This is a genomic window from Gluconobacter japonicus, assembly GCF_002723975.1.
In the GTDB taxonomy this organism is placed as follows: domain Bacteria; phylum Pseudomonadota; class Alphaproteobacteria; order Acetobacterales; family Acetobacteraceae; genus Gluconobacter; species Gluconobacter japonicus.
In genome coordinates, this window is record NZ_BEWO01000017.1 from 1 (window position 1) to 26,891 (window position 26,891).

The following is a 26,891-nucleotide window of genomic DNA, read 5'->3' on the forward strand; positions in this document are numbered from 1 at the left end:
ACAGCCTGTGCATTCTTCGCAGCGTCCGGCCAGCCTTCAAGCGTCAGCATCCTGGCAATATACGCCTGATAAGCCTTCTTTTTGTCGGCCAGCTTGGGATCTGTGTAATAGCTGATATCTGGCAGACCAAGACCGCCGCTGACACCGATGCTCATGCCCTGATCGAGCATCAGCATGTAATGTTCCGGGTCCTTCTGGTCCTGCTCGACGCCAATCTGGAACGTCGAGAACGCCATGGACTTCAGGGACGATCCAAAGGCTTCTGCAAGGCTCTTGGCGTCACTGACCTTACGGATCTTTTCCAGATCGGCCGCCAGCGGTTTGGCACCAAGCGCGTCTACAGCTTTCTGGTTCAGAAAGCTGGCGTAGAACGTGCCAATCTTGCCCATATCGTCAGCCGGTTCTGCCGAGACGTGCTTCTGGGCTTCGCTCAGGATCGCCTTCTGGCGCTCCATGGACAGCTCGTAGAGAATGCGGAACGGCCCGTAGCTGCTCATATCCCCTGGAATTTTCAGGTTCTTGAGGTAGGTGCCGTTGGCGTATTCGAAGAAGTTGTCGCCCGGCTTTACGCTACGATTCATGCCGGCCTCATCAAAGCCCCAGCCTGAATTGTAACCAGCAGCCTGCGCGCTGACAGATGTCAGCCCCATGGCCAGCGCAAGTAAGCTCGCGCCCTGCGTCAGGCGACGTTTAACAGAAACTGTAGTCTTCACATTATGCCTCATGTTCTGGCTGTTGCCGTAGCATGAGGCATAAAAGATCACGTCGTCAAAAAGCCGTCCATACAAATGGAGACTTTTTGTTACTTCCCGCTTTTACGGGAAGCCTTGCGGGCCTTTTCTGCCGGAGCTGACACCGCCAGCACGTCATAATCAAAGACCATAACCTTATCGAGATACGGCCCTGCAAACTCCTTGAAGGCTTCATGAGCCGGATCAAAGAAGGCCGGGTCCGTCACAACAGGTTTGCCTACGTAGTAATTGCGATCGCCTTCCGAACGGAACGTTACAAGGAAAGCCTGCTGTAGACCGCCTTCAACGCCTTCGCCGCTGTTCTGAAAACCTGTCTCCAGGCTCACGACAACGGGGCGTCCATCCGGGCGACGACTGTCCTGCGCCAGGTGTAGGAAACGGGCTGCAACTTCGGCGCGCTGGGCAGGCGTCGCGTCCTTCTTGTACTTGAACATGACCATGTGACGCACCGTGCCAACATGCCAGTCCGCAGCCGTAAACTGGGCGTATCCGACCTGACGTGCCAGTTGCTGGCTCGCCACTGTTGTCCCTGCAGGCGCATCAGTCTTGATCGGGCCGGAAGTTGCAATCGGGAGGGAGTATGGGTCCGCTTTCGCAGCAAATCCCTGGGATAGACCCACCACGGACATCAGGGCTGCGGCCCCCCAGATGAAGCGGCGGGACAGAAGTGAACGGACGTCCATTCTCAAGCTCCAGTATTCAAGACAGAAAATGCGTCTCTTCATGCCATGAAAACGCATCTGCCGTCTTGTGAATTTCAGTAAGGTACTCTGTCTGTCAGGCCGCGATCTGACGCTGGAATGCCCGCTTGCGCCATTGGATCAGGCGATAAACGCCATTGGCCGCAAGCTTCTGAAGCTTTGAGTGAGGCGTAAAGCCGATGGTCTTGAAGATCATGGCCGTCACACGATCAATATGCTTCTGCTGATAGAACCCCATAGCCTTGGACATATAGGCTGCGATGCAGCGTTTGTGATCGTAAGGGACGTCCTCCCCTTCATTGGTCGTGTGATAGGCAGAGGCGAGTTCGTCGTCCTCACTCTCCGTCACACGGCCCAAAGCAATGCGGGTCCGCGCCCAGACACTCAGCTTCTCGCGCTTCAGGTAACGGTGCATGTGATCATAGAACAGCTTGAAGTGCCGGTATTCGTCGGCCGCGATCTGTTTGCAGATGGCTTTCAGAAGCGGCTCATCCGTCGCATCCGCCAGAGCCGTATAGAACGAGGATGTCCCCGTCTCGACCATGCAGCGCGCGATCAATTCTCCCGTGCGGGACCCACGAATGGACGCGTCAACGTCTGCATCAATCTTGTAACTTGCCCTGTAGCGGTCAAAGGCTTCTTCATAATCCCAGGTCGGGTCCGCCAGCATCGCCCAGCGACCCAGCGCATCACCATGCTGCACTTCTTCCACCGCCCAGTTGGCCGCGGCAGCACTGAAATCAGGATCGCCTACAAAGACCCGACGCAAATATTCCGCGTAGTCCAGACCGTTCTTTTCCACGACTGAAGCAGACTTCACCAGAGGAATGATATCCGGGTCCACGCGGGATGGATCAAAGGAATCCCAGTCCATCTGCTCGATACGCCAGTGTTTCATCGCTTTGCCTCGTCCGTTTTCCGGCTCATAATCATGACGATGAGATGACACGCCGGGGCCATTTTGGGTAGGTGTGACGCAACAACGTTGGAGAAAGCCCCGTGACGGCTCAGAAAATAACACAGCCAGACGTCCGCCACGACTGGACGCGAGCTGAGGTTGAAGCGCTGATCAACCTCCCCTTCCCGGACCTGATGTTCCGCGCCCAGGAACTGCACCGTCGTTATTTCGACCCCACAAAAGTGCAGATTTCCACGCTTCTTTCGATCAAGACAGGTGGCTGCCCGGAAGACTGCGCCTACTGTCCGCAGAGCGCGCGCCATGAGAAAAGCGTGAAGGCCGAACGCCTGATGGCGCTCGACAAGGTCATGAAAGAAGCTCGCGCTGCCAAGGCAGCGGGTGCCGGTCGATTCTGCATGGGTGCGGCATGGCGCTCCCCGAAGGACCATGATCTCGATTCTGTTTGCGAGATGATCGAAGGCGTCAAATCCCTCGGCCTCGAAACCTGCGTCACACTCGGGATGCTGGATTCCACACAATCCCAGCGCCTCAAGGATGCCGGGCTGGATTATTACAACCACAATCTCGATACGTCCGAAGAGTTCTACGGCTCCATTATCTCGACCCGTACCTACCAGGAGCGTCTCGATACGCTCTCCAACGTGCGAGATGCGGGCATCAATGTCTGCTGTGGCGGTATTGTCGGTATGGGCGAAGACCTGTCTGACCGCGCTGGCCTGTTGATGACACTGGCCAATCTGCCGAAGCATCCGGAAAGCGTGCCGATCAATCTGCTGGTGCGCGTCGAAGGTACACCTCTGGGGAACGCCGAAGCCGTCGACCCGATCACCTTCGTACGGATGATTGCCACGGCCCGGATCATGATGCCGCAAAGCCATGTCCGTCTTGCTGCTGGCCGTGAGAATATGACGGATGAAGCCCACGCCCTGTGCTTCCTGGCTGGTGCGAACTCCATCTTCTGCGGTGAAAAGCTTCTGACGACGCCGAACCCCGCAGAACACCGGGACCGTCAGCTTCTGTCGGCTCTGGGCATGACGCCAATGGTGCAGTCCGAAGCGGAAATGGGCACGCTGCGCCCTGCCGTCCCGGACGTTGCTGCCTGCGAACCTGCTTTATCCTGAAAGCAGCAGGAGGTTGCCCGGTTTCCCGGCAACCTCCAACCAGTTGATCAGACCTTCAAACGGGCCGCAATATCAGCGATACGCTTGCCATAATGTTCAGCTGTGATCAGGTCACCTTTCTGAACACCATCAACGCCCGCATTTGCGGGAGAGCGCGCAAGCAGACCGACTGAACCACCCAGATTATTCGGATCATCCGCTGTTGCTTCGAGAGTATTCGATGGTGGCATACCAAGGCTGACCCAGATCCCTCCATGCTGGGACGCAAGCGTCTGCAGGGTAATCAGTGTGACCTGCTTGTCTCCATTCGGGCTCGCCGAATTAGTAAAGCCGCCGAATACCTTGTCCTGCCATCCACGCGTAAACCAGATTTTGGACGTGGCATCAGCAAACTTCTTAAACTGCCAGCTCACATTGCCCATATAGGTGGGCGTACCAAAAATAATGGCATCTGCCGCATCGAGCGCTGCCCATTCTGCATCGGTAATTTCACCCTCCGCACTGATGGCCACCACCTGCGCCTCAGCGCCTTTTGCAACATGTTCGGCAACAACTTTCGTGTGCCCATATCCTGAATGATAGACGACCAAGACTTTCGACATTGTTTTGCCCTTTCACATAGCAAAAACACATTTTGATACGTGGTTTCTTTTTGATACCAACGCTCCAGTCGTGGTAGATCGTTCAGACATTCTGAAGCAAGAAGGCACTTTTCAGACACATGGTCACCTCCGAGAAACCTGCGTCACGCCCCCAATCCCTTTGCTTTAACGTCTATGCCAAGGATTGCCCCACGCGAATGGTCCTGGATAGGCTGGGAGACAAATGGGCGCTTCTTGTCCTTGACCGACTTCAGAATGATGTTGTGCGTTTCAACGCGCTCAAACGGGATATTCATGGAATTTCCCAGAAAGTGCTGTCACAGGTTCTGAAAAATCTTGAGCGGGATGGACTGATTTTACGAACAGCCTATCCAACGGTGCCCGTGACAGTGGAGTACAGCCTCAAACCCTTAGGAACGACGTTGATAGAGGCAGTCTCCAGCCTGACACACTGGGCCGAAACGCACATGTCAGAAATCCAGGCTGCCCAGCACCTCTACGACGCATCAAAAGCCTGATCATCCCTGGGAATCTTTCCGCCTCTCCCAGATCGTACTTTATTTTTCTCTTGGCGCGGCTGCCGTTCTTTCCTAAACCCTCGCCCTTCGCGAATTCGGGACGGGACCAGCCAGCATGACGACGCATTCTTCCACAGCGCCAAAAATTCGCGTCGGCATCGACTTCGGCACGACTAACAGCGTTGTGGTCATTGCAGATGAGCACGGCACGACGCAGCCTGCCGTCTTCAACTTCATCGACAGCCCGTCTTCCGAAACCTGTCGGACCCTGCTCTGCCTCTGGCTCGATCAGGATGGGAAAAAGCGCGTTCTTCAGGACGCCATCGGGCTCGATGCGATCGAAGCCTATCTGGACGATCCGGCGGAAAGCCGCCTCATCATGTCCATGAAGACCTATCTCGCTCAGGGCTCCTTCCGCGAAACCCGCGTCTTTTCCACCACCATGACGCTTCAGAACCTGATTGCCCGGTTTCTTCGCTCCCTTCTGGACAAGGCAGGAATCAGCCCGGATCAGGTCAGCGCCACGATTGGTCGCCCCGTGCGTTTTGCCGGTGAACTTGCAGACGACGAACTGGGCGTAAAACGTCTCAAGGAAAGCTTTGTCGAAGCCGGCTTTGCCGAACCCAATGTTGTCCTTGAACCGGAAGGTGCGGGATGGCGCTTCATGCAGCGTCTCGATGCCCCCGCGACTGTTCTGGTGGGAGACTTTGGTGGCGGGACCAGTGACTTCTCCGTCATGCGCTTCGACCCACACGGTTCTCCCCGCACAGTCACGCTTGGGCATTCAGGCGTTGGCATTGCGGGAGACCAGTTCGACTTCCGCATCATAGACAATGTCATCGCCCCGGCTCTTGGACGGGACACGACCTACCGCGTCATGGGTGGGCAGCCCCTTCCCGTTCCGATCGAATGGTATGCGAGCCTGGGCCGCTGGCACCGCCTGTCCCTGATGCGCACGCCACAGACCCTCCGCAGCATTGAAGATGTCGCAAAGACAGCATCCGACCCGCAGAAGCTCCGTAATCTGCTGCGTCTGATCGAGGATCAGGAAGGGCAGAACCTCTATCGAGCCATCGGTCAGGCCAAGACCGAACTTTCCCGGCAGGACAGCACCGTTCTGCGCTTTGCACACAAAGATCTTAAAATCGAGCAGACAATCACACGTGCCGATTTCGAAAGCTGGATCAGCCCGGATCTGGATAAGCTGGCCGCCGCTATCGATGACGCACTCGAGCGAACTGGCCTGGGAACAGCCGGGATCGACCGCGTCTTCTTAACGGGCGGAACCTCCTTCGTGCCGGCCGTACGTCAACTGTTTATTGATCGCTTCGGGACAGAACGCGTCGACGGAGGCTCGGAGTTCGTCTCCGTTGCCGAAGGCCTGGCAATCATTGAAGTAGAAGCAAGCGCCACGGCCTAAAGGCTACAAAACTGCGTGCCTCTGTTACGATCAGCGAGCAGTGGCGGCGCGGACACTTGTAGTGGAGACCGTGATGGAAGCTTTCTCCACATGCCCGGTTTCCTGCACACTGCGGCTCGATAGCTCCTGCTGGCGCAAGGCTGCGGCAGTACTCGTATCTCCCTGTGCCTCGGCGGCCTGAGCCGCCACGAGAAGGGCGCGCCGCATCCCCTCATAATCCTGCGCATCCCGTCTTTTCTGCGTGAGGGACATGGCCTGACCGAAAGCAAGGGCTGGAGCATGATTGAGCAGTGCCAAACGGGCCGCGAGATCCTGATGATCCAACATCGCGGCAGTCTCTTTCGAAGGCGCCAATAATGCTTCCATCCGGGCCAACTGTGTTGCGTCTTTCTGATCGGCCGCGCCAAGACCAGCCAGATAAGCCGCCCGGTTCCGGACCTGCACATCCGGTGATTGAAGCGCAACCAGAGCAGACGCCTCCGATCCCGTCAGATCATGTTGCCGGTACAGGGCTGCACTTCTGACAAGCTCCAGGTCATTGGTCTGGCTATACTGACGAAGTTTCAGAGCTTTTTCCGTCCGATCCAAAGCCGTCAAGGCATCCGCAGGTTTGTTTTCCTCCAGCAACGCAGTGGCGAGATTGAACCCCGCATCATGAATCTGAGCAGCATCATCCCGGATCAAGGCACGATCCATGGCAGTTCGATACTGAATTTCGGACTGATCGGGGTGACCAAGTTCGAAAGCGCTCCGACCGGTTTCCATCGCATTTTCATAACCCTGATCCGGATCAGGGCCTTTGCTGACTGAGGAACATCCGGCCATCAGCAGACACAGAACCATCATGCGCTTCATGGACGGACAGCCTCCGCTGGCAGACGATGAGACGGCGTTTTCTGTGCACTTCCTCCGAGGAGCCACAGGCCCCGCAACTGATCTGTCAGCTTGCGCAGACTGTTTGCACTCGCTTCCGCCTGTGAAATCAAAGCCGGGATCTGGGCCGTAGCTGCATTGGTATGGGCGATCGTTTCCTGAACCTGCGGCATGCTCTTTTTCAAGGTTGCAGACGCAGACCGGGCGTTTTCCATCGTGCCATCAGCCTTGGTCATAACTCCCCCAAGCTGCTTCTCGATCGGCTGAAGACGCGCAATGACCTCGTTCAGATTTTCCAACGCCTGATTGGCGCGCTGAAGCGTGTCATCCTTGGACAAAAGACCGCCGACAGTGCCCTTGCCTGCCCGCATATCCGTCAGCATGTCGTTGACCTGCCTGGTGATGGCCTGAACGCTGTCCATGGCAGGGACCAGCTTGTTCCGAACGTCTGTGACAGTCTGGGTGATAACATCCGCCGGGTTGGCCTCCACAGTCGCGTTCAGAACGGCATAGCCCCAGTCCATGTCCTCGCCTCTCCCCCGCCCCAGTTCGATATAGCTGGCACCAGCAACAACAAAACGGTGCCGGATGACGGCGGAACTGTCCTGCTTGATGAAGGGGACAAACTGCGGTTCGATATAGCCTTCTGCGTACATGCGCCCTGTGCTGTTCAGGTCCAGATGACGGATTTCACCGGCATGAACGCCCATAATTTCGATATCATCGCCAATCGCGAGGCCAGCAACGCCTGTTTCTGGCAAAACGAAATGGATCTTTTTTTCCGGCGTCAGCCACTGCTTGAGGAAACCAGCTTCAGCAACGGCAACAGCAAAAAGAATGATGGTCGCAAGAACAAGCAGCCCAACCCACTCATCCGCATAGCGGTTCTGGAAAAGCGGGCGGGCAGTGTCGGGGCGGCGTACGCGAAACATCAAGACCCTCGCATCGAAAACAGTCCATCATCGTAAAGACGCAGGCGTATGCTCGCATCCGTTTCATAGGCCCGCCAACTGGTGTCATCCGGTGCGAGCCAGACAACCGCACAGCCACGATCCCGCGCATCGGTCAGAGCCGACAGAAAAGCGTTCAGAAGGGGGGGATTGGCGTCCCCCATCGGGTTCTCAAGCAACAGTAAGGACGGCTCCCCCAGGAAGGCCCGTACACAATCCGCACGACAGCGATCCAGTGGAGATAACTTCCCCGGAGAAACGACAGGCAGCCCGGGCAGACCAAACTGCATACCGAGTTGAACCGCCCGCTGCATCAGGTGCTCTTCGGGCACGCGGGTATGATACAACTGCGGCCAGAGAATGTTCATGTGCGTGCCGTACAGATCGATCCAGCCACCATTGGCTACCATCCGGCCGATACGCCCACGAAGGGCAGCGGCCCGGCGTTCATCCAGATCAGACCATTCCAGACCCATGCACCGGGCCAGTCCGTCCTCCAGATCAACCAGGCCAACGCACATATCTGCGAACAGACTGGCCTGCTGCATATCGCGGCATTCAATCAGGGCACAGTCCCCGGGATTCAGGCGCAGATTGTAGCGCACGGAAGCCAACCCACTCCCGTCAAAACGGGGACGCGCGTCCACCAGTTCGAGAACCGGATCAAGAATGGTCAGTTCAGTGACGGGTGCTTTGCTTTCGTCTGCCATATCAGTCCAGCCAGACGCTTAGAACGACGTTGATCGTCATGATGGACAGAATGCCACGTGCAAAACCGCGCGGCAAAAGAGAGGCAAGATCATCTTCCGTTGTGGCGTCCATACCGGACAGGCAGGAACACACACCGACAGCAAACCCACTAAAAATGAACTTTGCCGGAATGGCAAAATAGTCCACCGGATGCATACTGCTGACAACCTGATCCAGAAAGGCCCAGACCGGCATAGTGATGACGTCTTCAACCCGGCAGACAGCATATCCCACCAGCAAGGCTGTCAAACTGAAGATGATCCCCAGCGTAAAGCCACTGATGGTCATCGCAAGACTTCGGGGCAGCAGAAAGGCCACGAACGGGTCAATACCCATCCCTGTCAGTACCCGCATCTGACCACCCGTTGTGAGTGTTCCCAGTTCCGTCAGCATCAACATCCCGGACCGTCCCAGCAGGATGACACCCACAAGAACCGGCGCAATTTCACGGACCATGACAGTTGAGAGAATGGAGCCGGTCATCTGCGCCATACCCGCGAAGCCCAGCCAGTAAACCGCCTGAGCCACAATCCCGAACCCGGTCAGGGCCGCAGTGACCAGAACACTCAGCAATCCGCCACCGGTCGCCTGCTGGAGCGAATGCCAGAACTCTATTCGCACGGTTCTACGCCAGGATGTCGGCGACAGCCCGAGCCGCAACACTCCCCACGCAGCCCCGATGACCATAAGCGTAAAGCGCATCTGGGCACGCGTAACCCGTCCCAGAGAAGCCAGTGCATTCTGAATTCGGGAAATACGCTCGAAGCGACTTCTCATCGCCGCCCCGCCAGAATGAAGCTACGCGTTACGCCGCTATTGGGCAGATAAAACATCCCGCGTGCACGAAAAAGAAAATGCTCCCGAAGCTGGAGATAAGCCTGCTCGGAAACCTGAATTGTTCCCGCATCCGGTGCACTCGCAGCCAGCAACTCGGCAACATTGATGGCTTCACCCCACAGATTGAAAACGGCAGGATCACGGCCCAGCATGGCCGCCATTACAGGCCCGACGTCAATGCCCACGCGGAAAACCGGATCAATATCCACCGACGCTAGAAGCGACAGACACGCCTCACGGATAGAGACTGCCGCATCTGCAAGGCGCAATACGGCGTTCAGGTCCGGCTCCTGTGAGCAACCACCCACCAGCACGAGACGGTTGCTGACAACCTGTACGGAAAAAAGCCCCGTCTCCCGTGAAATACGCTGGATATCCTCACTGAGCGACGACACCACTTTCATCGCTCGCTCGGCGCTATGACGATCCATGGCATAAGGGTCTGCAAATGAAATGACCATGACAGGCACCTGCGGATAAATCCCGCTGGGCACGGCTTCATCCTGAACACCGGATGCCGGCGGCAGAAGAAATCCTTCGTCGTAACGCGTGTCTTGCAGTTGATGGGTTACGCCTGGGCGGGCATCGGTCTGATGATCGCTCTGATCCAGAGCCTGCGAAAAACGCAAAGCCACAACCGACGAAACAATCGCTACGATATGTTCCATCGCATCCGCTCTGGAGGGATTTTCCAGCACGATGGCACCCACAGCCTGATGACCACGCATAACGGGATGAAACACCAGCGATGTGGCTTCAACGGACCTCATGATGATGCGCTGGAAATTCTGGCTGCGCTCATCCTGTCGCGCGTCGTCAATGGACAGGGAATGTCCTTCAAACAAGGCTTCAAACAGCAGGGCATTTTCACGCTTCGTAATCTCGATGCCCGTACTGTGAACATCCCGGACAGGATCAAAAGCATCCTCACAGAGCAGCCGCTCTCCATCAGGGAGCAGTCGCCACAGGCTGGCACGACGCGAATTTGTGCGGGCCGCCAGGGCCTCCGTCAGGATCGGGACGTCGTGAGACGCTTCGAACAGATCCGGCGTGCTGGCAATCTCGTAAAGCGAAGCATTTTCCGCGCGCATCTGCTCACGACCGATTTCAATGCGCCTGCGAAGGCGTTCGATGCGCCGCCCCTGAATGATCAGTCCCAAAGCCAGCAATGAAGCAAGCCCGACGACCAGCGCTGAAAACCACATATTCTGCCGACGCGCTGTAATGGCAAAGTCCGAGAAATCGTTCTCGGGAGCATTCAGCAACAATACCCATCGGCGATGCACGAACGGCAACGCTGTCGCAATGGTGACGTAATTTTTTCCTCGCGCCGCCACAAGGCCCGGACCGGGACCTTTCACTTTGAAGGTATTCAGGGCGCGGATGAAAACCGGCTGCGTCTTCGGGTCCAGATGCATATTGGCAGGATCAAAGGTCGGCTGCGTTCCGTCATCACCCGCTGTCTGACCGGCGATGATCTGACTATGCATATCGACGATGACAGCCTTCCCGCTTCGCCCGACCTGAAGGTTACTCAGGAAGGAGGTCAGTCGATTGAGGGCAATGTTGGTTGCAAAAACAGCCTGATGGCCGTCGCTCGTCTGGAAGGCCATGGAGGCCGTAATGGTGAATTCCCGAGCGGCCAGATAGGCGTAGGGATCCGTCCAATAGAGGGCCCCTTCTCCGCGCCCGATCCGTTTGATGGCTCCCCGGAACCATGGCCGGACCGTAACATCATATCCTTCCGCCGGATCAAATCCTGTCCCGATGGGTTTGCCGCTTTGGTCAACGTAAGTGTGACGATAGACACCATGGCCATTTTCGATCTGGAAATGGGTCTGCTCGTAATCCTTGCCGTGCCGGGTAACCATCCAGAACTGCTTCTGATCACTGGCCAGATAGAAACTGTCGACCTGCGGCATGTGCGCCAGCATGGAGCGTCCATAGAGCATGAAAGCGTCTGGCGAAGCGTCCGTGAGTGGCTCACGGAACATATCCTGCGCGATGGCAGCACTGTCTGAAGCAGGAGAAAGATAATTCCTGACTTCTTCCGTCACATATTTCTGCTGGCTTCGCAGCAGATCGCTGGACAGGGAGATCGCTCCCTGACGGGTGGTCCGGTAATTGTGAAGGCTGATGGTAATAATTGCCGCAATAACAAGCAGAACGCCAATAATTGGACCTAGAAACTGCAGGACCTTCTGCCGGCTACTGGCAGGACTCCGCGTAGGGTCAACAATCTCAGCGGCTGACAAGGGCTTTTACTCCGGGACGATGGATACTCTGATGTTATTCCCAACATTCAGTAACATGCCAATATCTCTTGCTCCATGATGGATCGCAACCCGCATGTCGGGTGACAAACGCATGAGACCACAAAATTTTTACTTTTCGGCAATAAAATTTCGTCAATTCCTGACCCTGTACAGAAAGACTATAATCCGTATCATACCGGTCCAGTTTCACTGCGTCCCATGTGCCACTCAAGGCCTTCCCCGAGCGTGTCACCCTTCAAGAACTCCGGTGCTTCTCCATGCTTGATCTGCTGTCCTACCGTTCCGTTCTGGCCTTCACAGGGGCTGATCGCCTTTCCTTCCTGCAAGGATTGATCACGAATGACGTCCAGCTTCTGACATCTGACACGGCTCTTTGGAGTGCACTTTTGACGCCGCAAGGGCGGTGGCTGAGCGAGTTTTTCCTGTTCAGCATGCCAGACAGCATTCTGATGGATTGCCCGGCGGATCACGCCGACATGCTGGTTAAAAAGCTGTCCCGCTTCCGCCTGCGCGCTGACGTTAAAATCGAAGCAACGGATTTTAAGGTGATCGTCGACCAAGACAGTCCGGCTCCTGCAGATGCCATTTGTGCAGCGAACGACCCACGCTGTGACGGTGCAGGGTGGCGGGCCGTGGTACAACAAACCCCGACAGAGGCAGGGCATGGAGACGTCTGGGTAAAAAGACGACTTGAAAAAGGCCTCCCCGAAGCTGTCGACTTTGAGAGCGAAAAGACGCTGGCTCTTGAGGCCAATATGGACCTTCTGCACGGTGTATCGTGGAAAAAGGGTTGCTATATGGGTCAGGAACTGACGGCCAGGACGCATTATCGTGGGCTTCTACGCCGTCGCCTCCTACCCGTTCAGATCCAGGATGGGGCTTTTCCTGAAGCAGGCGGGACGCTCGTTATGGGCGACAAGGAGGTTGGAGAACTGCGCTCCCGTCAGGGATCGCGCGCCTTGGCTATGCTGCGCCGTGAAGCATGGTCGTCTCCGGAACTTGCTTTTGAAGGCAAACAGGTCTCCGTTGTCTGGCCTGACTGGTTCCCGCTGGAGATGCGTTCGTGACCTACACCCCGCCTGCCCCCGCCGTCGTTGATGATATTATCAGCCAGACGAAGTTCGATGCGAATGGCCTGATTTCCGCCATCGCGCAGGACACGAAGGGCGTTATCCTGATGCTTGCATGGATGAACGCAGATGCCCTGCGGGAAACGCTGCTGACTGGCCGCGTCTGCTACTGGTCCCGCAGCCGCAAATCCCTGTGGCGGAAGGGTGAGACGTCAGGCCAGCAACAGCATCTTCTGGAAGCCCGACTGGATTGTGACATGGACGCGGTTCTGATGATCGTGGATCAGACGGGCGTGGCCTGCCATACGGGTCGTCGAAGCTGCTTCTATCATGGTGTCACTCCGGACGGGCTGCGTGACACCTCGCAGCCCGAAATCAGCGCCGAAGAACTTTACGGACGCTGATCCGTCACCGCTGCCTGTGCTCCAGGGAGTGGCCAGCCCGGCATCATGAATGTTGCCGGGCAGTTATCCTGCACCTGCGGAGATGACCGATAAGACCCATTGGCCGGGAAGGTCGAGAGTTTCTGCGGATCAAGCGTGAACCAGAGTTGCGTCAGAACGACTTTCCCATCATGATCGGGTTCGCACTGGAACTGCAGCGCTCGCTCTTCCCGCACACCGGTCAGTTGTACGAACATCGCCAGCATGTCGTCTTTCTTCACCTGAAAACCGCTATGCTGCGCCAGCCATTGCCCGTAGGCGGATGACGCAAAACGATCCCGCAACTGCATGGATGTGACGAAGAACTGGTCTGCATCATATCCAAAGCAGCGGGCGTGCTTGGTATATTCATGCACATGCAGCGGATGCTTCAGATGGGGAACCACGTTCGCAAGGGCATTTTCCGTCGCAGGCTGGAGCTTGGGCGGTGTGTCATCGTGATCGTAGATGTCACACCCCTTCATCCACCACTGCTGAACCGGGACATTCTGCGCTTCAAGAGCATGCGGCTCGGACGCCCAGAGGCCATGCAAACCAATCAGATGACTATGCGGCTGAGTGGCCATACAACCCCCGCCACTTGCGCAGAATCCTGGCTGCCAGGTCAGGGCCAGCGTGTCGTGACTAAAATCCGTATGCGTGACGGGTGTCAGGGATGGGCCTACAGGTGCCTGTGAAGAAACGCATCCTCCGAGAACAAGGAGGGCAGCGACAACCAGGCGCTTCATGCCTTCAGTCCTTTGGCGTGATGGATCAGATGATCGGCGATGAAGGTCTGGATGAACCAGTAGGAATGATCGTAAGCGTCTTGATGGCGCATTTCGAGCGCCTGCCCGCTTTCCTTGGCCGCTTCGACGAGAGCATCCGCCCGCAGATCGGAGAGGTACTGGTCCTGCAATCCCTGATCCACGAGAATTGTGGACGGGTGCTTGTGGCCGTTCCTGAGCAGCAGGGTTGGATCACATTGACGCCATTTCGACGGATCCCCGCCAAAATAGGCGTCAAACGCTTTCTGGCCCCATAGAATGATGCTCGGATGACAGATGGGCGCAAAAGCTGAGACGGTTTTCCAGAACTCTGGATATTGCAGCGCCTGATTGAGCGCGCCCATCCCGCCCATGGAATGACCCATAATCCCTCTGCGTTGCCCATCCAGCGAAAACAGCGTTTCCGTCAGGGCTGGCAGTTCATGCCGGATATAGCTTTCCATGCGATAATGCCGACGCCAGGGTTCAGCCGTGGCATCCACATAGAATCCTGCTCCTGACCCAAGATCATACGCGTCGTCTTCGCCTGAGGTACCCGTGTCACGTGGGGACGTATCCGGCGCCACCAGAGCAATGCCATGATCTGCAGCAAAACGAATGGCGTTGGATTTGATGAGGAAAGTTTCATGATTGGCTGTCAGACCAGCCAGAACGTGAAGAACCGGCACCTTTTGGCCGGCCAAAGCCTCCTTGGGTAGGAAGATCGAGAACGTAGCCGGAACGTCCAGAACTTCTGACTGATGTTTCAGAACCCGCAGGGAGCCGCCACAACAGGCATGTTGCCCTACCGTTTCTACAGCTGGGTTTTCAGACGACATACTCAGTACTCCACAACGCTGCGGATACTCTCACCACGTGTCATCAGATCAAAGCCGTGATTGATCTCGGAGAGCTTGAGCTTGTGGGTAATGAGGGAGTCAATGTCGATCCGCCCCTCCATATACCAGTCGACGATTTTTGGAACATCTGTTCGACCGCGCGCGCCGCCAAACGCTGAACCAATCCAGCGACGACCCGTCACAAGCTGGAACGGACGTGTGCTGATTTCCTGACCGGCCCCGGCAACACCAATGACGCAGGACACACCCCAGCCACGATGCGCGCTTTCCAGAGCCTGCCGCATGAGCGTAACATTGCCTACACATTCGAACGTGTAGTCCGCGCCACCACCCGTCATTTCGATCAGATGGCCGACCAGATCGCCGTTGGGGCCAAGATCTTTCGGATTCACGAAGTCTGTCATGCCGAACTGACGCGCCATGGCTTCTCGAGCAGGATTAACGTCAATGCCGATGATGCGCGTTGCGCCCACCATCTTTGCGCCCTGAATTACATTCAGACCAATTCCGCCAAGACCAAAAACAGCCACAGTAGACCCAGGTTCGACCTGAGCCGTAAACATCACTGCACCAAGGCCCGTGGTCACGCCGCAACCGATGTAACAGACCTTGTCAAACGGAGCATCCGGACGGATTTTTGCCAGCGAGATTTCTGGCAGAACCGTGAAGTTCGCGAAGGTTGAGCAGCCCATGTAGTGATGGATCGGCTGCCCTTTGTAAGAGAAACGTGATGTCCCGTCCGGCATGACCCCCTTGCCCTGCGTGGACCGGATGGACGTGCACAGATTTGTCTTGCGCGACAGGCAGGACGGACATTCCCGACATTCCGGCGTGTAAAGCGGGATCACATGGTCTCCCGGCTTCAGATGCTTCACACCGGGCCCGACCTCCCGGACGATACCGGCACCTTCATGCCCCAGAATGGCGGGGAACAGGCCTTCCGGGTCCTGTCCGGACAAGGTGTACTTATCGGTATGACACAGGCCGGTCGCCTTGATTTCGACCAGAACTTCGCCGTCCTTCGGCCCTTCGAGCTGAACGGTATCGATTTCGAGCGGCTTGCCCGCTTCAAACGCGATTGCTGCAATGACGTCCATGTGCACTGACTCCCTGATACGTTGCGACAAGGTGTCGCATTCGGGAAACCGGACGCAAGAGGCGCGTTATGCTTTCCTGCGGCCTCGTGAAACAAAGCTGTTGTGCGGGAAAGTTTCTTTCCCGTTTTGACTGGCAAAACTGCGCAAAACATTAGAAATCTTTTGGTGTTGGCCGGTCATACTTTTCACGGTTAGTTTCAGAGGTCATACCGCATTCAGGCAAGGAGCCTTCTGCTTGATCGTCAATCGCCAACACGGCCTGGCCATTCTCTTCAGAGAATCCCTGCCACCTATCCTTCTGCTGGCCCTCTGGGATCTTGTGGTCGTTATCCTTTTCCAGATTTACCATCAGGAATGGATGGACCAGCCTGCCCTCCCCATTTCCCTGATGGGCTCTGCGCTGGCCATCTTTCTTGGCATGCGTAACAACGCTGCCTATGCACGCTGGTGGGAAGGGCGGACCCTCTGGGGCTCGATCACCAACAACTGCCGGTCCTTTGGTCGTGAAGCGGCGTCCCTGCTGGGCGGTCGCCCCGATCTTGCACGGTATATGGCTGCCTACCCGCACGTCCTGCGTGCGGCACTCCGCGGAGATTCAACCGGTGAGGAAGTCGAAAGACTGCTCCCGGCTGACGTGCGCAGCAAGGTTTTTGCCTGTTCCAACACAGCGAATGCCCTGCTTTACGAAATCGGCCTTGGAGTGCAGCAGGAAGTAGAACTCAAAGGCATTGACGGTGCCGTTCATGGCACGGTGGATCGTATTCTTTCGGATATTGCCAACGCACAGGGCGGTCTTGAGCGTATCCGTAACACACCGCTTCCAGTGCAGTATTCCGTCATTCCTGAACTCGCCACGCATCTGTTCTGCATCATTCTGCCCCTGTCAGCAGTTCAGACACTGGGCTGGATCACGCCGCTTGGCTCCAGTGTGATCGGTCTGCTGTTCCAGATGCTGGATCGCAGTGGCCGCGACCTTCAGGAACCGTTCATCGCCAGCGTCCATGCCTTGCCAATGCACACCATGGCCCGGACTATTGAGCGGGATCTTCTGCAACCCATTGGAGAGCCTGCGCCGGCTCCCATCCAGCCTAAGCACGGGGTGCAGGCATGATTCAGATCGGATAATGCAGGACAGGAGGGGGTTTTTCTGGTATTGTCCAGAGCTATGAACACCTTCAAGACCCCCCCGAAGGGCGGCATGACCGACGAAATGGCTCGTGCCGCAGCCAAGAATACCGCCCGTCAGACCGATCCCGAGCACGGTTCAGATCCGTTCAGCGAGGGTGACTCCATCGTTTACGCAGCGCATGGCGTAGGCCGGGTGGACAAGATCGGTATGGTCGAAGTGGCCGATACCATGATCGAGATGATCCAGATCTCGTTCCCTGGCAACCAGATGACCCTGCGTATCCCGCTGGCCAAGGCCCGCAAGGCAGGTCTGCGTAAAATCGTAACGCGCGACATCGTCGACAAGGCAATGACGGTCATCAAGGGCAAGCCGCATGTCAGCAAAGGCATGTGGGCTCGCCGTGCTGTCGCTTATCAGGAAAAGATCAACTCCGGTGATCTGATCCAGATTGCAGAAGTGCTGCGCGACCTGCGCCGCAACGTAGACAGCCTTGATGGCAGCTTTTCTGAACGCAAGCTGTTTGAAGCTGCACAGGAGCGCTTTGTGGCTGAAGTGGCTGTTCTTGAAAACACAGATCCTGCAACGGTTCTCGAGAACCTGACCAAGACCATGAAGGCCGCCTGAGCCTTCCCCAATTCTGCGATGTTTTCCTTTAATTATGAAAACATCGCAGTTTGAAAAGCATCCTTCCCCTTTCTTCCGCGTTGGCGACACGGAAAGCTCTTTCAGGATGCTTTACTCCATCATTCAAAATCCCTGACGTTCAAGGAGAGGTGAGGACCTATGCCCGCCCCTTACAGCAATCGTTTCGCCGGAAAAAAAGTACTCGTTACGGGTGCGTCCCAAGGTATCGGTGAGGCCACAGCCCTTCGTTTTGCAGAAGAAGGCGCTCAGGTCGCACTGAATGGCCGCAAGGAAGACAAGCTGATTGCTGTCCGCGACAAGCTTCCAAAGGTTTCCGGCGGCGAACACCCGATCGCCACGGGTGACATTTCTAAGGAAGAAGACGTCCGCCGCCTGATGCGCGAGAGCATCGAAGCCATGGGTGGACTGGATGTTCTGGTCTGCAACGCAGGTTACCAGATCCCGTCTCCGTCCGAAGACATCAAGCTGGAAGACTTTGAAGGCGTGATGGCCGTCAATGTGACGGGTGTAATGCTGCCCTGCCGCGAAGCCATCAAGTACTGGCTCGAAAACGGCATTCAGGGCGCAATCATTGTGAACTCTTCTGTTCACCAGATCATCCCGAAGCCTCATTATCTCGGTTATTCTGCCTCCAAGGGCGCTGTAGGCAATATCGTCCGTACGCTGGCGCTGGAATATGCGAGCCGTGGCATCCGAGTAAACGCGGTTGCGCCGGGGGCCATCGTAACGCCAATCAACATGTCGTGGATCAATGATCCAGAGCAGTATAAAGCCGTTTCCGATCACATCCCGATGAAGCGTCCGGGTGAAAGTCGCGAAATTGCTGATGCCGTCACGTTTCTTGCCGCCGAAGACAGCACCTATATTACGGGTCAGACCCTCTATGTGGATGGCGGCCTGACGTTGTATGGTGACTTCGAAAAGAACTGGTCCTCGTAATCCATGACACCTTCCCTCACTGTTCTCATCATCGAAGATGATTTTCTAATCCGAACCTGCCTTGTGGAATTCCTGCAGGACAGTGGACTGGATGTGAGGGAAGCAGGAACCTGTGCCGAAGCGACTGCCTGCATCACGTCGGAGCCTCGTCTTGATGCGTTGGTGGCAAATATGGCGCTTCCTGATGGCGATGGCATGAACCTGAGCCATCAGGCCCGCGAGCGCTGGCCGGATCTTCCGGTCATTTACATCAGTGGTCATGGTGATCTTCGCCGGAACGAAACATCCGGTGACCCGGCGCGAGACCGCTTTATTTCCAAACCCTACTCGCTGGCTGCCGTTCTGAAAGCTCTTCACGAGATGGCAGAGCCGGTTTCGGGTTAGGGCCTCCATAATGAACAGTGCCAGTGATCCCAGCACCCCCTCACCGGTCGAGCATCGCCTGAACGAAGCCGATCAAAGCCTGCGGGCGGGAGATGCTCACAAGGCACTGGCTTTGCTTTCCCCCCTTCCGGGCAGCCCTGCCGTCCATCTGAACAGGGGGCGTGCCTTTTTTCGTCTGGGCCAGTATCAGGACGCAGCGGCAGAGCTTGAAAAAGCCACCCTTCCCTTTGGTGGGCACGCCGTCGCAGCCATTATTGACGAAGCAGTTGCCCTGCGTCGCAGAGCCGACCTGTTACATCTGTTCTCGGAAAGCCGAAAAATCGCCCCGTATGATCCCCGCCTTCTGGACGCACAGGGCAGTATCCTCATGCATCTGGGACGCTTTGATGAGGCGGAAGTGTGCCTGAGGGAGAGCCTTAAGCGGCGCCCCAATGACAAGGGCACTCTTAATCTTCTGGCCATGAATCTCACAGAACAGGGACGTTTCGACGAAGCCTTGTCCATTTTAGATGGTCTGCGTCAGCGTGCGCCTGAAGAATGGGGGCCGGGCTGTAACATGGCTGCTATTCTCAATAATATTGGACGCCTTGAAGACGCGGCAAACATCTATCGAGAGACCATTCCCCTCGCCCCCAACGAAGCTGCGCTCAGGCTGAATCATTCCATCGCCATGCTTAAAAGCGGTCGCATGGCTCAGGGATGGGCCGAGCACGAATGGCGTTTCGGTATGCCCGGACATACCAACCTGCCGCAGAACCGACTGCTGCCCAATATCACGCCTTTTCTGAATCTTGAGGGAAAGCGCGTCCTCGTGACGCAGGAGGAAGGTCTGGGCGATACACTGATGTATCTCCGATATATCCCAGCTCTCGCCCGAACAGGCGCTATTGTTCATATCTGGGGCACGTCCATACTGGCTGGGCTCTGTCGTCGCGTCGAAGGCACAACCATCGTGCAACATGGTGGAGAGACGCCGGACTATGACTACCACTGCCCCTTCATCAGCCTTCCCCGTGCATTTTCCGCAACGCCTGACGCCATGGGCTCACCCGTTCCCTATCTGAAAGCCGATCCAGTCAAAGTCCTCCAGTGGAAGAAAATCCTCCATTCTGATCGAAAATTACGTGTCGGCCTGGTTTGGGCGGGCGGTGCGCGCCCTGAAAATACAGGTGCACAGATGGTGGATCGTCAGCGGTCCATGCCGCTCTCCGCGCTCGCGCCTCTGGCCGACCTAGAAGGCATCAGCTTTTACTCTCTTCAGAAAGACGAACCTGCCCTGCAACGGCTCGACTTTCCCGGACAACTGATCGACTTCATGCCGCAATGTCTGGATATGGATGATACGGCGGCCCTCGTCTCATGCCTCGACCTTGTCGTATCTGTAGATACGTCCATGGTGCATCTGGCAGGAGGGCTTGGGAAACCTGTCATCATGATGGACAGGTTCAACAACTGCTGGCGCTGGCTTCATGGCCGGGACGACAGTCCGTGGTATCCGAAAATGAAAATCGTCCGCCAGACCCGTTTCCGGGACTGGTCGGACGTTGTGACCCGGGTCAGGTCTTTGCTTGAAGACGCAGTCAGCGCTCAGTAATCGAACCCGTAAGACAGACCAACGCTTGAGCCCGGATCGTTTTCCGGAGTTGTAAAGCCAGTCACCTGACCACCTGTTCCAACCGTTGTATTCAGCTTGAGGCGTTTCGTCAGATCAATCTGAACCTGCGCCTGCGTGCCAGACCCGGATGTGGCCTGTTTCGCGCCAACATACACGCCCTTCATGACGTATTTTCCAGCTTCCACGCTGGTTCCGCCATTATCGACGCCACTTCCGCCACCTACGGCGAGGCGATCAAGCCCAAGCGCATTTCGCACTTTCCCGAGTGGGTCAAAAGACGAGCCCCCGGCAAGCTGAGCTACAGCAGCAGCAAGTTCCGCGAGTTGTGTCGTGGAAAGGGAATGTGCGTCTGTCCCGAAGAGCAGAATGGCCAGAACTTCATCGCGTGGCTGTGTCGGCACCGATGCGAAGTCGATCTTGGGTGCGCTGGCATAGCCAGTCACCAGAAGGCTCGCCAGCGTTCCCTTGGCATTACGATCCGCGCGGAAATCCAGTGTCGGATCAAGCTTGTGGTTCACGCCCGTGCCATTGAATGCAACGCGTCCATGCGTGAAATTCAGGTTGATCCCGGCAAGGTTGAAGTTACCGCGCTTGAGGTCGAACCCGCCCGTCACAGAGGGCGCGCTGCTGGTACCACCCACATGCAGTTTGCCCTGCATTTCTGCATCCAGACCATGTCCCTGTACCACAAACTGGCCCGGCGAAATCACATCAATCGCCAGACCAATGATCAGAGCACTGGTTGTATCCGGTGCCTTCTGGCCAGGACGCACTACATCAAGCTGCGCCACAGAAGCCGGCATGGAATCGGGGATATTGACCGTCACGCTCGGCAGAACGATCTTCCCGTCCACATCGACACGGGTGGTGGCCTGTCCATGAATATGCAGGTCCGTGTTGATCGTGGCTGTTACCAGATCACTGGAGATCGGTCGCGCCTTGTTGGAAATAACCTTGATATCCACCGGCAGACCCGGTCGGAACACACCGACTGTTCCCGTCAGACCAATCGTTCCCGGACCTGCGTGGGCCAGAACATTCTGAAGCATCAGAGTGTCACCTGAGGCCACAATCGCACCGTTGATGTCCGTCAGACGGACGCCCTGTGCGTAATGATCGAAAGAGACATTGTGCAGGTCAACCTGCCCGGTTGCCCGAGGCTGGGTTGCGTTTCCAGCGACATTCAGATTGATCCCGATCTGACCCTTCGTCGCCATGCCGCTCGCACCCAGCACACCGTTGGCAACGGACAGGTCTACGTGGCCAGTTGTGTTCAGGGCAATCGCGCCATCCTTTGACGTAGGCGCCGTTCCACGAACCGCGAGAGCCACTTTCGGCCCAGCCGCAAGGGTCGCATTCACCTTTGCCGTTTTTCCGGCCAAGCCGATATTCGCCAGAATTTCCGCCGCTGGGAGCGACGCTGCGGGACCGGTCTGCATTTTCAGACCATGCGCCGTCAGAGACACGGTTCCGGTCGGTGCATCAAGAGTTCCGCCCAGATTGGCCTTGGCGGAAATGGTGCCGCTGGCTGCCAGATCCGGGGCGAAGGGTTTGGCAATCGCAGGCGTCAGGCGGTCCACCGTTGCCGTCAAGGCAAGACGTGGCTTGATCGAGCCTGCAACATCAATCGTTGCCGGCGCCACACCCTTTGGGGCCAACGTCGCACGCAGATGATCCACGCCCATGACATCTCCGAAGGACACATTGGCTGGCCCGCCCAGACGGATATATTCGTCTTTCGCCATCGCCGTCAGACGATCAATGCGGACGGTCTTCTTCGGCAGGTTGAGCAGAACAGCCGTATCGACATTGGCCGGTGCGCCCATGACATTCTGGAAAGCCCCATTCAGCGTCAGGGCCATGGCGGACTGCGGCCCTTTGACCGTCGCCCGCGCCTTACCCGTAATGTCCTGCGAACGAACGCCTGCCAGATCGAGCGTCAGATCCGGGGTTGGATCATCAATCGGATTGGAAATCAGGCCCTTCAATGTCAGGGACTGCACGCTCGCCTGCGCCATGGCCAACGCCCCATCAAGCCCAAGTTTGACCTGCGGCGGTGCGCCTTGTGGTTCAGTCGTATGAATGGAAAGCGCCAGATGCCCTTTGATAGCCTGGCCGATCAGACGCTGGAAATCCGCAAGGTTCCTGATGCTGAGATCCAGATCACCCAACGGCACCTTGGCACCGTTAGGTAGCCGAAGTTTGCCCTGCCCGGTGAGACTGTTCCAGCTCAGCTTATTCAGATCGACATGGAATGCGCCATCATCCGTTTTCTGCACGGCACTATCGAGCACCAATGGTGCATGATCCAGCGTTCCATGAGCCGTCAGTGTACCCTGAGGATGCGAGGGCAAATGCTGGAAATCAGCATCCAGCGCTACTGGCCCCTTCGCAACATCCTTTGTGCCGAACTCACCTTCCAACCCGGCTTTGACCGCCAGATCATCGGTCGGCCCGTCCGCCGTGGCCGTCAGGGTCGTATTCCCGAGAAGTGTCGGGCTGACCTGTTTCAGATCAGGCAGTGCCACTGTTGCCTTTGTCTGCATCCGGTTGCCATGCGCCATATCCACGATGGCCGAGACCAGAACATGGAGCGCCTGACCATCCAGCCCAAAATTCTTCACAGTCAGAACATTGGCCGGGGACTTGCTGAGTTGCAGGGCCAGATGACCGTCCTTGCCGATCAGGTGCAGAGCCTGCGGCTGGCCACCCGTAATAGAAATCGTGCCTGTGCTCTGGAGCGTCAGGTCATCATGATCCGTCACCGGCATTGCAAAATCCGCCGCCAGTGCAGCGTTTCCGCTCAGGTCCGTGCTGCCCATGGCCGCAAGCGGGTGCAGGTCCGGCAATGTAAGTGTGACGTGACCGGATGCAGCTGGCTTGAGCGTCGTGTTTGCAGCCATCTGGATCAGCGGGTGACTGACTGTCGCCACAACCGGCATGGTTGCCGCGAGCGGATGCGCGGTCACATCCAGCGTCAACGGGGCGGACGCTAACAGGGTGGGCTGAGGTCCGGGCACACGCAGACCCGTCAGGGCGGCCTGAAGATGAGCAACCGTATCTTCAGGCTTGGGGGTTTCATTCCCGTCAAATGTCGCGTGCAGATGCCCGATGGAAGCACCACCAGCGGTCAAAGCGTCAATGTCCAGAAGACCCTGCCCTGCAGGAGCCTTCAGCGGTCCGTGCAGATCGGTGTTCAGGGCAATCGCATTCCAGCCAATTCCCGGCTTCAGGGTCATGGCAGGCGCATTGGCCTTGACGTGCAGGGTGGCAACATTGGTGTAGAGATTGATCTGACCGGTCGAAGACGCCGTAATCGGCCCGGCGCTCAGCCCGAAATCAAGAGCAGCAGCGGTGCGCGGTCCGGACAGGTTAAGATGCGTGTCCACAGGATCAAGCTGCGGCAGTTGCCCAAGCGTGGTCGCAAACCCGTTGACGCCTTCCTTGTAGGTGAGCGCCAAAGCTATACGGTCTTTGGGCGTTTCGGCCGCCAGCGTCAGACCGCCCGGCGCATCCAGACGGTTCAGTTGCAGCGCGATATCCATTTTTGGCAGCGACTGCATTGTCACGCCGTTCAGGAATGGCGCGATTGACGCGATATGCGCGTGACCGTTCAGCGTGAAGGCCGTGGGTTTACCCGTGAAGTCAGGCCCTATTTCAATACGGCCGACATTCAGGGCATCCAGATCCACTTTGATATTGAGCTTCGACGGACTGGACTTCGTTTGTGTTTCAGTCGTCGCCTGCGTCGTGTCCGAAACGGGGCTACGGAGTAGCGCCAGACGGCTGGCACTCAGAGCTTTGACGTGCGCATCCATGTGCAGAAAGGAGAGCGGAGACCAGCGAAGCTCAAAATGATCCAGCTCCAGCCAGACACCCTTGCTGTCCTTCACTCGGAGTTCCGCCAGCGTCAGATGCTGCGGAAGCGCGCCGGACAGCCCGGCGATCTGCACCATGCCCCCCGTCAGTGGGCCGACCTTGCTTTCGATTAGCCGCTGCCCTGGCCCGATATTGATGCCGATGAGCACAATCACGAGCGCCAGAACAACCAGTCCAAGCGGAACGCCGACAACGAGACCAACGATCCAGAGAATGATCCTGCGGGCGCGCATCAGAAAGTCTCCCCAAGACCGATATAGAGTTCCCATTTGTCGCCATAAGCCGGGCGGTTCATAGGAAGGGCAACGTCCACACGAATAGGTCCGATCGGCGTGAAGTAACGAACACCCGCGCCATAGCCAACACGAAGCGTGCCCTGCCCCGGACGGGAGCCAGTCCCGACCTGACCGGCATCGACGAAGGCCGCCATACCCAGATTCATTGGCAGCCGCTGGCGGAACTCGACCGTTCCCGCATCCAGAGACGTACCGCCAATGGCATATTTCGTTCTGCCATACTGCGGTCCCACACCCTGATACCGGAAGCCACGAACCGTCGCAGGTCCACCCGCGTAGAGCCGCTGATCCGGCGGGATCTGGTAGGTGGATGCCCCCTGAACCGACCCAACCGTGCCACGCACCGCAATGATGCTCTTACCGGGTTTGGTCAGCCCGATCCGGGCAAGGTCAAAGTATGTTGAGACCTGCGCAGACAGGAGGGTGAAGAAGGACGTTCCATTTTCCAAAGATACGGACGGCGTAGCGGACAGGGCGGCCCGAATACCATGTGTTGCCGGATCGATCGGATTGGAAAGCTGGGTGCTGTCATAGGTCGCGCTCAATGGCGCGGATACAATGAAATAATTCCGTGTATCGCCAAACTGCTGGATCTGCTCCTGCATCCCCATGAGGCCGCCGGACACGTACCAGAACTTGCCGAGACGCCGACCAATTCCTCCGCGAAGAATGAAGGCCGTCTGATGATAGGAATACAGAAGCTGCCGCACCGCTTCCACACGCAGGCTCAGGTTCTGGTTTTTATGCAGGAAGTCCGGCTTGCTGAAATCTGCATAAACATCGTAGCCCAGACCCTGCTGGGCTGAGCCGCCGAGGCCTGTCAGCAGAGCTGTCAGCTTGAGCTGCTCGGCATTCCCCAGAAGATTATGATGCGTCCACGTGACACCGGCACGTCCACCCAGATCGGTCGAGTACCCGGCCTGAACCGCAACGGTGCGCCGCTTGGCTTCCTTGAAATCGAAGTCGATCGGCATGGCCTGAAAAACTCCAGGCACCAGGGTCTTACCCGGTCCAAGCGTGACGATCGGCGGCGCATTATGAACCTGAACCGACGAAAATACACCCACAGCCGCGAGATCCTGCCGAGCCGCCTCAATCTTGGACGGCTGATACAGCTCGCCTTCCTTGATCGTCAGACGGCGGCGAAGGAAAGACTGGTGCACACGTTGCAAGCCATCCATCCCGACGGGACCAATGACAACCTTCGGACCTCTCCCAACGCGGAAGACAATATCCAGCGTATTGTCATGCGGCTGAAGATAGGCAAGCGGCGTGGACACATCCGCGACCGCATACCCCTCTTCCTGCAATTGGGTGAGAAGATTTCCCTGTGCAGCAAGCACATCGGAAGCCACTGCCGGCTCTCCGGATTTCAGCTTGAACGCTTTCAGTTCTGCCGCAGTCAGTTCCACGGGTTCACCCTGAGCCGTAGCGTCTCCCGCCGTCTCTGGCGCGCCCATTTTCTCTGCTGTCTGAGCCTTACTGTTCGCTGGAGCCGCACTTCCTTTTGGAGACGGTGATTTCGCAGCGGCATCAGATGGCTGAACTGCTTTGGGCGGCGGTGTTGTCAGGCTAATCTTGCCGAGATGGAATTGCGGCCCCATGGCAGCGGAAAGGGTAATGCTGACCTTTCCGCCTTTGGGAAGCGCATTCAGAGCATCCGGCAGTGCAGGATCACGCCCGTCCAGTTCCCGATCCCCGACCTTGATACGAATTGTAACTGTCCCCGCATAATAGCCCTGGGACTGCAATGCCGTGTCCACGCGGTCGTAATCCGCACGGATACGTCCCGCTAACGCATAAGGCCCAACAGCATGGGTCGTCTTCAGTGTTTGAAGCTGCGACGAGGCCTGGATGGCGGCATCGACCTCCGCATTTTTAGTCGGCTGAAGGGTAACAGAATACGGAACGGTTTTCTCGGCCTCCTCCCCGCTGGAGGGCGCATCTGCCCATGCTTTCTCAACATGGCAGCAGGATGCCATGACGCCGAAAGCAAGGGAAAAGGAAACAACTGACGAGCGATGGCCTGGCTTCACCGGAGGTCCTGAAAATCCGTTTTGAGGAGGGAT

At 57.0% G+C, this 26,891-nt stretch carries 23 protein-coding genes and 1 pseudogene; 10 read left to right on the forward strand and 14 right to left on the reverse strand.

Annotation, left to right across the window (positions count from 1 at the left end; genetic code table 11):
* The 3 genes and pseudogenes from GJA01_RS11165 to GJA01_RS11175 form a co-directional block, all read right to left on the reverse strand.
* Positions 1-788 (reverse strand): annotated as a pseudogene (locus tag GJA01_RS11165) (peptidase M13); the annotation flags it as partial.
* Positions 789-802: 14 nt separating this feature from the next.
* Entirely contained in the window at positions 803-1,435 is a 633-nt protein-coding gene (locus GJA01_RS11170; RefSeq protein ID WP_062502681.1) for a Dabb family protein, read from the reverse strand.
* A gap of 94 nt (positions 1,436-1,529) precedes the next feature.
* Positions 1,530-2,351: an acyl-ACP desaturase gene (locus tag GJA01_RS11175; protein WP_062502667.1), complete on the reverse strand. Its 822-nt coding sequence runs from the start codon at positions 2,349-2,351 to the stop codon at positions 1,530-1,532.
* 101 nt (positions 2,352-2,452) lie between these two features.
* Here GJA01_RS11175 and bioB point away from each other — a divergent pair, with 101 nt between their 5' ends.
* Positions 2,453-3,493: a biotin synthase BioB gene (gene bioB, locus GJA01_RS11180; RefSeq protein WP_062502668.1), complete on the forward strand. Its 1,041-nt coding sequence runs from the start codon at positions 2,453-2,455 to the stop codon at positions 3,491-3,493.
* Positions 3,494-3,540: 47 nt separating this feature from the next.
* Here the strand turns inward: bioB and GJA01_RS11185 are convergent, their stop codons facing one another.
* Positions 3,541-4,095: a flavodoxin family protein gene (locus tag GJA01_RS11185; protein WP_062502669.1), complete on the reverse strand. Its 555-nt coding sequence runs from the start codon at positions 4,093-4,095 to the stop codon at positions 3,541-3,543.
* Positions 4,096-4,292: 197 nt separating this feature from the next.
* Here GJA01_RS11185 and GJA01_RS11190 point away from each other — a divergent pair, with 197 nt between their 5' ends.
* Both GJA01_RS11190 and GJA01_RS11195 read left to right on the forward strand, forming a co-directional pair.
* Positions 4,293-4,613 (forward strand): winged helix-turn-helix transcriptional regulator, encoded by a 321-nt coding sequence (locus GJA01_RS11190; RefSeq protein WP_253783134.1) that lies wholly within the window; start codon positions 4,293-4,295, stop codon positions 4,611-4,613.
* Between the two features lie 115 nt (positions 4,614-4,728).
* Positions 4,729-6,033 (forward strand): Hsp70 family protein, encoded by a 1,305-nt coding sequence (locus GJA01_RS11195; protein WP_062502671.1) that lies wholly within the window; start codon positions 4,729-4,731, stop codon positions 6,031-6,033.
* A gap of 30 nt (positions 6,034-6,063) precedes the next feature.
* Here GJA01_RS11195 and GJA01_RS11200 read toward each other — a convergent pair whose 3' ends face one another.
* From GJA01_RS11200 to GJA01_RS11220, 5 genes are read right to left on the reverse strand one after another with little or no spacing between them, the layout of a single operon-like run.
* Positions 6,064-6,888 carry a hypothetical protein gene (locus GJA01_RS11200; protein WP_062502672.1) on the reverse strand — a complete coding sequence of 275 codons (825 nt, stop codon included), beginning with the start codon at positions 6,886-6,888 and terminating at the stop codon, positions 6,064-6,066.
* A complete protein-coding gene (locus GJA01_RS11205; protein ID WP_062502673.1) occupies positions 6,885-7,838 on the reverse strand; it encodes an MlaD family protein in 954 nt (317 codons plus the stop codon). The genes GJA01_RS11200 and GJA01_RS11205 overlap by 4 nt, the downstream gene beginning before the upstream one ends.
* Positions 7,838-8,566: a P-loop NTPase family protein gene (locus GJA01_RS11210; RefSeq protein ID WP_061931791.1), complete on the reverse strand. Its 729-nt coding sequence runs from the start codon at positions 8,564-8,566 to the stop codon at positions 7,838-7,840. Before GJA01_RS11210 ends, GJA01_RS11205 begins: the two co-directional genes overlap by 1 nt.
* A gap of 1 nt (position 8,567) precedes the next feature.
* On the reverse strand, positions 8,568-9,383 hold the full coding sequence (locus tag GJA01_RS11215; protein ID WP_023945459.1) for an MlaE family ABC transporter permease: 816 nt from the start codon (positions 9,381-9,383) through the stop codon (positions 8,568-8,570).
* The gene (locus GJA01_RS11220; protein ID WP_062502674.1) at positions 9,380-11,698 is read right to left on the reverse strand and encodes an adenylate/guanylate cyclase domain-containing protein; all 2,319 of its coding nucleotides are present in this window, start codon (positions 11,696-11,698) and stop codon (positions 9,380-9,382) included. The genes GJA01_RS11215 and GJA01_RS11220 overlap by 4 nt, the downstream gene beginning before the upstream one ends.
* Before the next feature lie 278 nt (positions 11,699-11,976).
* On the opposite strand from GJA01_RS11220, the gene ygfZ reads away from it, so the two are divergent.
* Both ygfZ and hisI read left to right on the forward strand, forming a co-directional pair.
* Positions 11,977-12,786 (forward strand): CAF17-like 4Fe-4S cluster assembly/insertion protein YgfZ, encoded by an 810-nt coding sequence (gene ygfZ, locus GJA01_RS11225; protein ID WP_062502675.1) that lies wholly within the window; start codon positions 11,977-11,979, stop codon positions 12,784-12,786.
* Complete coding sequence (hisI, locus tag GJA01_RS11230) at positions 12,783-13,193, forward strand: phosphoribosyl-AMP cyclohydrolase (protein WP_023945453.1); 411 nt, start codon at positions 12,783-12,785, stop codon at positions 13,191-13,193. Before ygfZ ends, hisI begins: the two co-directional genes overlap by 4 nt.
* On the opposite strand, the gene GJA01_RS11235 is transcribed toward hisI, so the two are convergent.
* From GJA01_RS11235 to GJA01_RS11245, 3 genes are read right to left on the reverse strand one after another with little or no spacing between them, the layout of a single operon-like run.
* Positions 13,181-13,960 carry a ribonuclease T2 family protein gene (locus GJA01_RS11235; protein ID WP_062502676.1) on the reverse strand — a complete coding sequence of 260 codons (780 nt, stop codon included), beginning with the start codon at positions 13,958-13,960 and terminating at the stop codon, positions 13,181-13,183. The genes hisI and GJA01_RS11235 overlap by 13 nt on opposite strands.
* Positions 13,957-14,817: an S-formylglutathione hydrolase gene (fghA, locus tag GJA01_RS11240; RefSeq protein WP_062502677.1), complete on the reverse strand. Its 861-nt coding sequence runs from the start codon at positions 14,815-14,817 to the stop codon at positions 13,957-13,959. The genes GJA01_RS11235 and fghA overlap by 4 nt, the downstream gene beginning before the upstream one ends.
* A 2-nt stretch (positions 14,818-14,819) precedes the next feature.
* Positions 14,820-15,935 carry an S-(hydroxymethyl)glutathione dehydrogenase/class III alcohol dehydrogenase gene (locus GJA01_RS11245; RefSeq protein WP_062502678.1) on the reverse strand — a complete coding sequence of 372 codons (1,116 nt, stop codon included), beginning with the start codon at positions 15,933-15,935 and terminating at the stop codon, positions 14,820-14,822.
* A 235-nt stretch (positions 15,936-16,170) separates the two neighbouring features.
* Between GJA01_RS11245 and GJA01_RS11250 the strand changes: the two genes are divergently transcribed.
* From GJA01_RS11250 to GJA01_RS11270, 5 genes are all read left to right on the forward strand, one after another.
* Positions 16,171-17,046, forward strand: coding sequence for a bestrophin family protein (locus GJA01_RS11250; RefSeq protein WP_010502471.1), 876 nt, complete (start codon positions 16,171-16,173; stop codon positions 17,044-17,046).
* A gap of 54 nt (positions 17,047-17,100) precedes the next feature.
* Positions 17,101-17,688 (forward strand): CarD family transcriptional regulator, encoded by a 588-nt coding sequence (locus GJA01_RS11255; protein ID WP_010502469.1) that lies wholly within the window; start codon positions 17,101-17,103, stop codon positions 17,686-17,688.
* A gap of 159 nt (positions 17,689-17,847) precedes the next feature.
* Entirely contained in the window at positions 17,848-18,648 is an 801-nt protein-coding gene (locus GJA01_RS11260) for an SDR family NAD(P)-dependent oxidoreductase (RefSeq protein WP_061931777.1), read from the forward strand.
* Between the two features lie 3 nt (positions 18,649-18,651).
* Complete coding sequence (locus tag GJA01_RS11265) at positions 18,652-19,032, forward strand: response regulator (RefSeq protein ID WP_062502679.1); 381 nt, start codon at positions 18,652-18,654, stop codon at positions 19,030-19,032.
* A 10-nt stretch (positions 19,033-19,042) separates the two neighbouring features.
* Positions 19,043-20,626, forward strand: a complete 1,584-nt coding sequence (locus tag GJA01_RS11270) for a tetratricopeptide repeat protein (protein WP_062502680.1) — start codon at positions 19,043-19,045, stop codon at positions 20,624-20,626.
* On the opposite strand, the gene GJA01_RS11275 is transcribed toward GJA01_RS11270, so the two are convergent.
* Together GJA01_RS11275 and GJA01_RS11280 are read right to left on the reverse strand one after the other, a co-directional pair.
* The gene (locus GJA01_RS11275) at positions 20,620-24,759 is read right to left on the reverse strand and encodes a translocation/assembly module TamB domain-containing protein (protein WP_099282368.1); all 4,140 of its coding nucleotides are present in this window, start codon (positions 24,757-24,759) and stop codon (positions 20,620-20,622) included. The genes GJA01_RS11270 and GJA01_RS11275 overlap by 7 nt on opposite strands.
* Positions 24,759-26,858 (reverse strand): autotransporter assembly complex protein TamA, encoded by a 2,100-nt coding sequence (locus GJA01_RS11280; protein WP_099282370.1) that lies wholly within the window; start codon positions 26,856-26,858, stop codon positions 24,759-24,761. Before GJA01_RS11280 ends, GJA01_RS11275 begins: the two co-directional genes overlap by 1 nt.
* Positions 26,859-26,891: the final 33 nt, after the last annotated feature.

What these genes read in the sequence shown, in the direction of transcription:
- GJA01_RS11275 (WP_099282368.1), bottom strand. Translation starts at nt 24,759, where the DNA reads ATGCGCGCCCGCAGGATCATTCTCTGGATCGTTGGTCTCGTTGTCGGC.
- GJA01_RS11200 (WP_062502672.1), bottom strand. Translation starts at nt 6,888, where the DNA reads ATGAAGCGCATGATGGTTCTGTGTCTGCTGATGGCCGGATGTTCCTCA.
- GJA01_RS11235 (WP_062502676.1), bottom strand. Translation starts at nt 13,960, where the DNA reads ATGAAGCGCCTGGTTGTCGCTGCCCTCCTTGTTCTCGGAGGATGCGTT.
- GJA01_RS11190 (WP_253783134.1), top strand. Translation starts at nt 4,293, where the DNA reads ATGGTCCTGGATAGGCTGGGAGACAAATGGGCGCTTCTTGTCCTTGAC.
- GJA01_RS11270 (WP_062502680.1), top strand. Translation starts at nt 19,043, where the DNA reads ATGAACAGTGCCAGTGATCCCAGCACCCCCTCACCGGTCGAGCATCGC.
- GJA01_RS11245 (WP_062502678.1), bottom strand. Translation starts at nt 15,935, where the DNA reads ATGGACGTCATTGCAGCAATCGCGTTTGAAGCGGGCAAGCCGCTCGAA.
- GJA01_RS11210 (WP_061931791.1), bottom strand. Translation starts at nt 8,566, where the DNA reads ATGGCAGACGAAAGCAAAGCACCCGTCACTGAACTGACCATTCTTGAT.
- GJA01_RS11265 (WP_062502679.1), top strand. Translation starts at nt 18,652, where the DNA reads ATGACACCTTCCCTCACTGTTCTCATCATCGAAGATGATTTTCTAATC.
- GJA01_RS11255 (WP_010502469.1), top strand. Translation starts at nt 17,101, where the DNA reads ATGAACACCTTCAAGACCCCCCCGAAGGGCGGCATGACCGACGAAATG.
- ygfZ (WP_062502675.1), top strand. Translation starts at nt 11,977, where the DNA reads ATGCTTGATCTGCTGTCCTACCGTTCCGTTCTGGCCTTCACAGGGGCT.
- GJA01_RS11185 (WP_062502669.1), bottom strand. Translation starts at nt 4,095, where the DNA reads ATGTCGAAAGTCTTGGTCGTCTATCATTCAGGATATGGGCACACGAAA.
- GJA01_RS11215 (WP_023945459.1), bottom strand. Translation starts at nt 9,383, where the DNA reads ATGAGAAGTCGCTTCGAGCGTATTTCCCGAATTCAGAATGCACTGGCT.
- GJA01_RS11170 (WP_062502681.1), bottom strand. Translation starts at nt 1,435, where the DNA reads ATGGACGTCCGTTCACTTCTGTCCCGCCGCTTCATCTGGGGGGCCGCA.
- GJA01_RS11205 (WP_062502673.1), bottom strand. Translation starts at nt 7,838, where the DNA reads ATGTTTCGCGTACGCCGCCCCGACACTGCCCGCCCGCTTTTCCAGAAC.
- GJA01_RS11195 (WP_062502671.1), top strand. Translation starts at nt 4,729, where the DNA reads ATGACGACGCATTCTTCCACAGCGCCAAAAATTCGCGTCGGCATCGAC.
- fghA (WP_062502677.1), bottom strand. Translation starts at nt 14,817, where the DNA reads ATGTCGTCTGAAAACCCAGCTGTAGAAACGGTAGGGCAACATGCCTGT.
- GJA01_RS11175 (WP_062502667.1), bottom strand. Translation starts at nt 2,351, where the DNA reads ATGAAACACTGGCGTATCGAGCAGATGGACTGGGATTCCTTTGATCCA.
- GJA01_RS11260 (WP_061931777.1), top strand. Translation starts at nt 17,848, where the DNA reads ATGCCCGCCCCTTACAGCAATCGTTTCGCCGGAAAAAAAGTACTCGTT.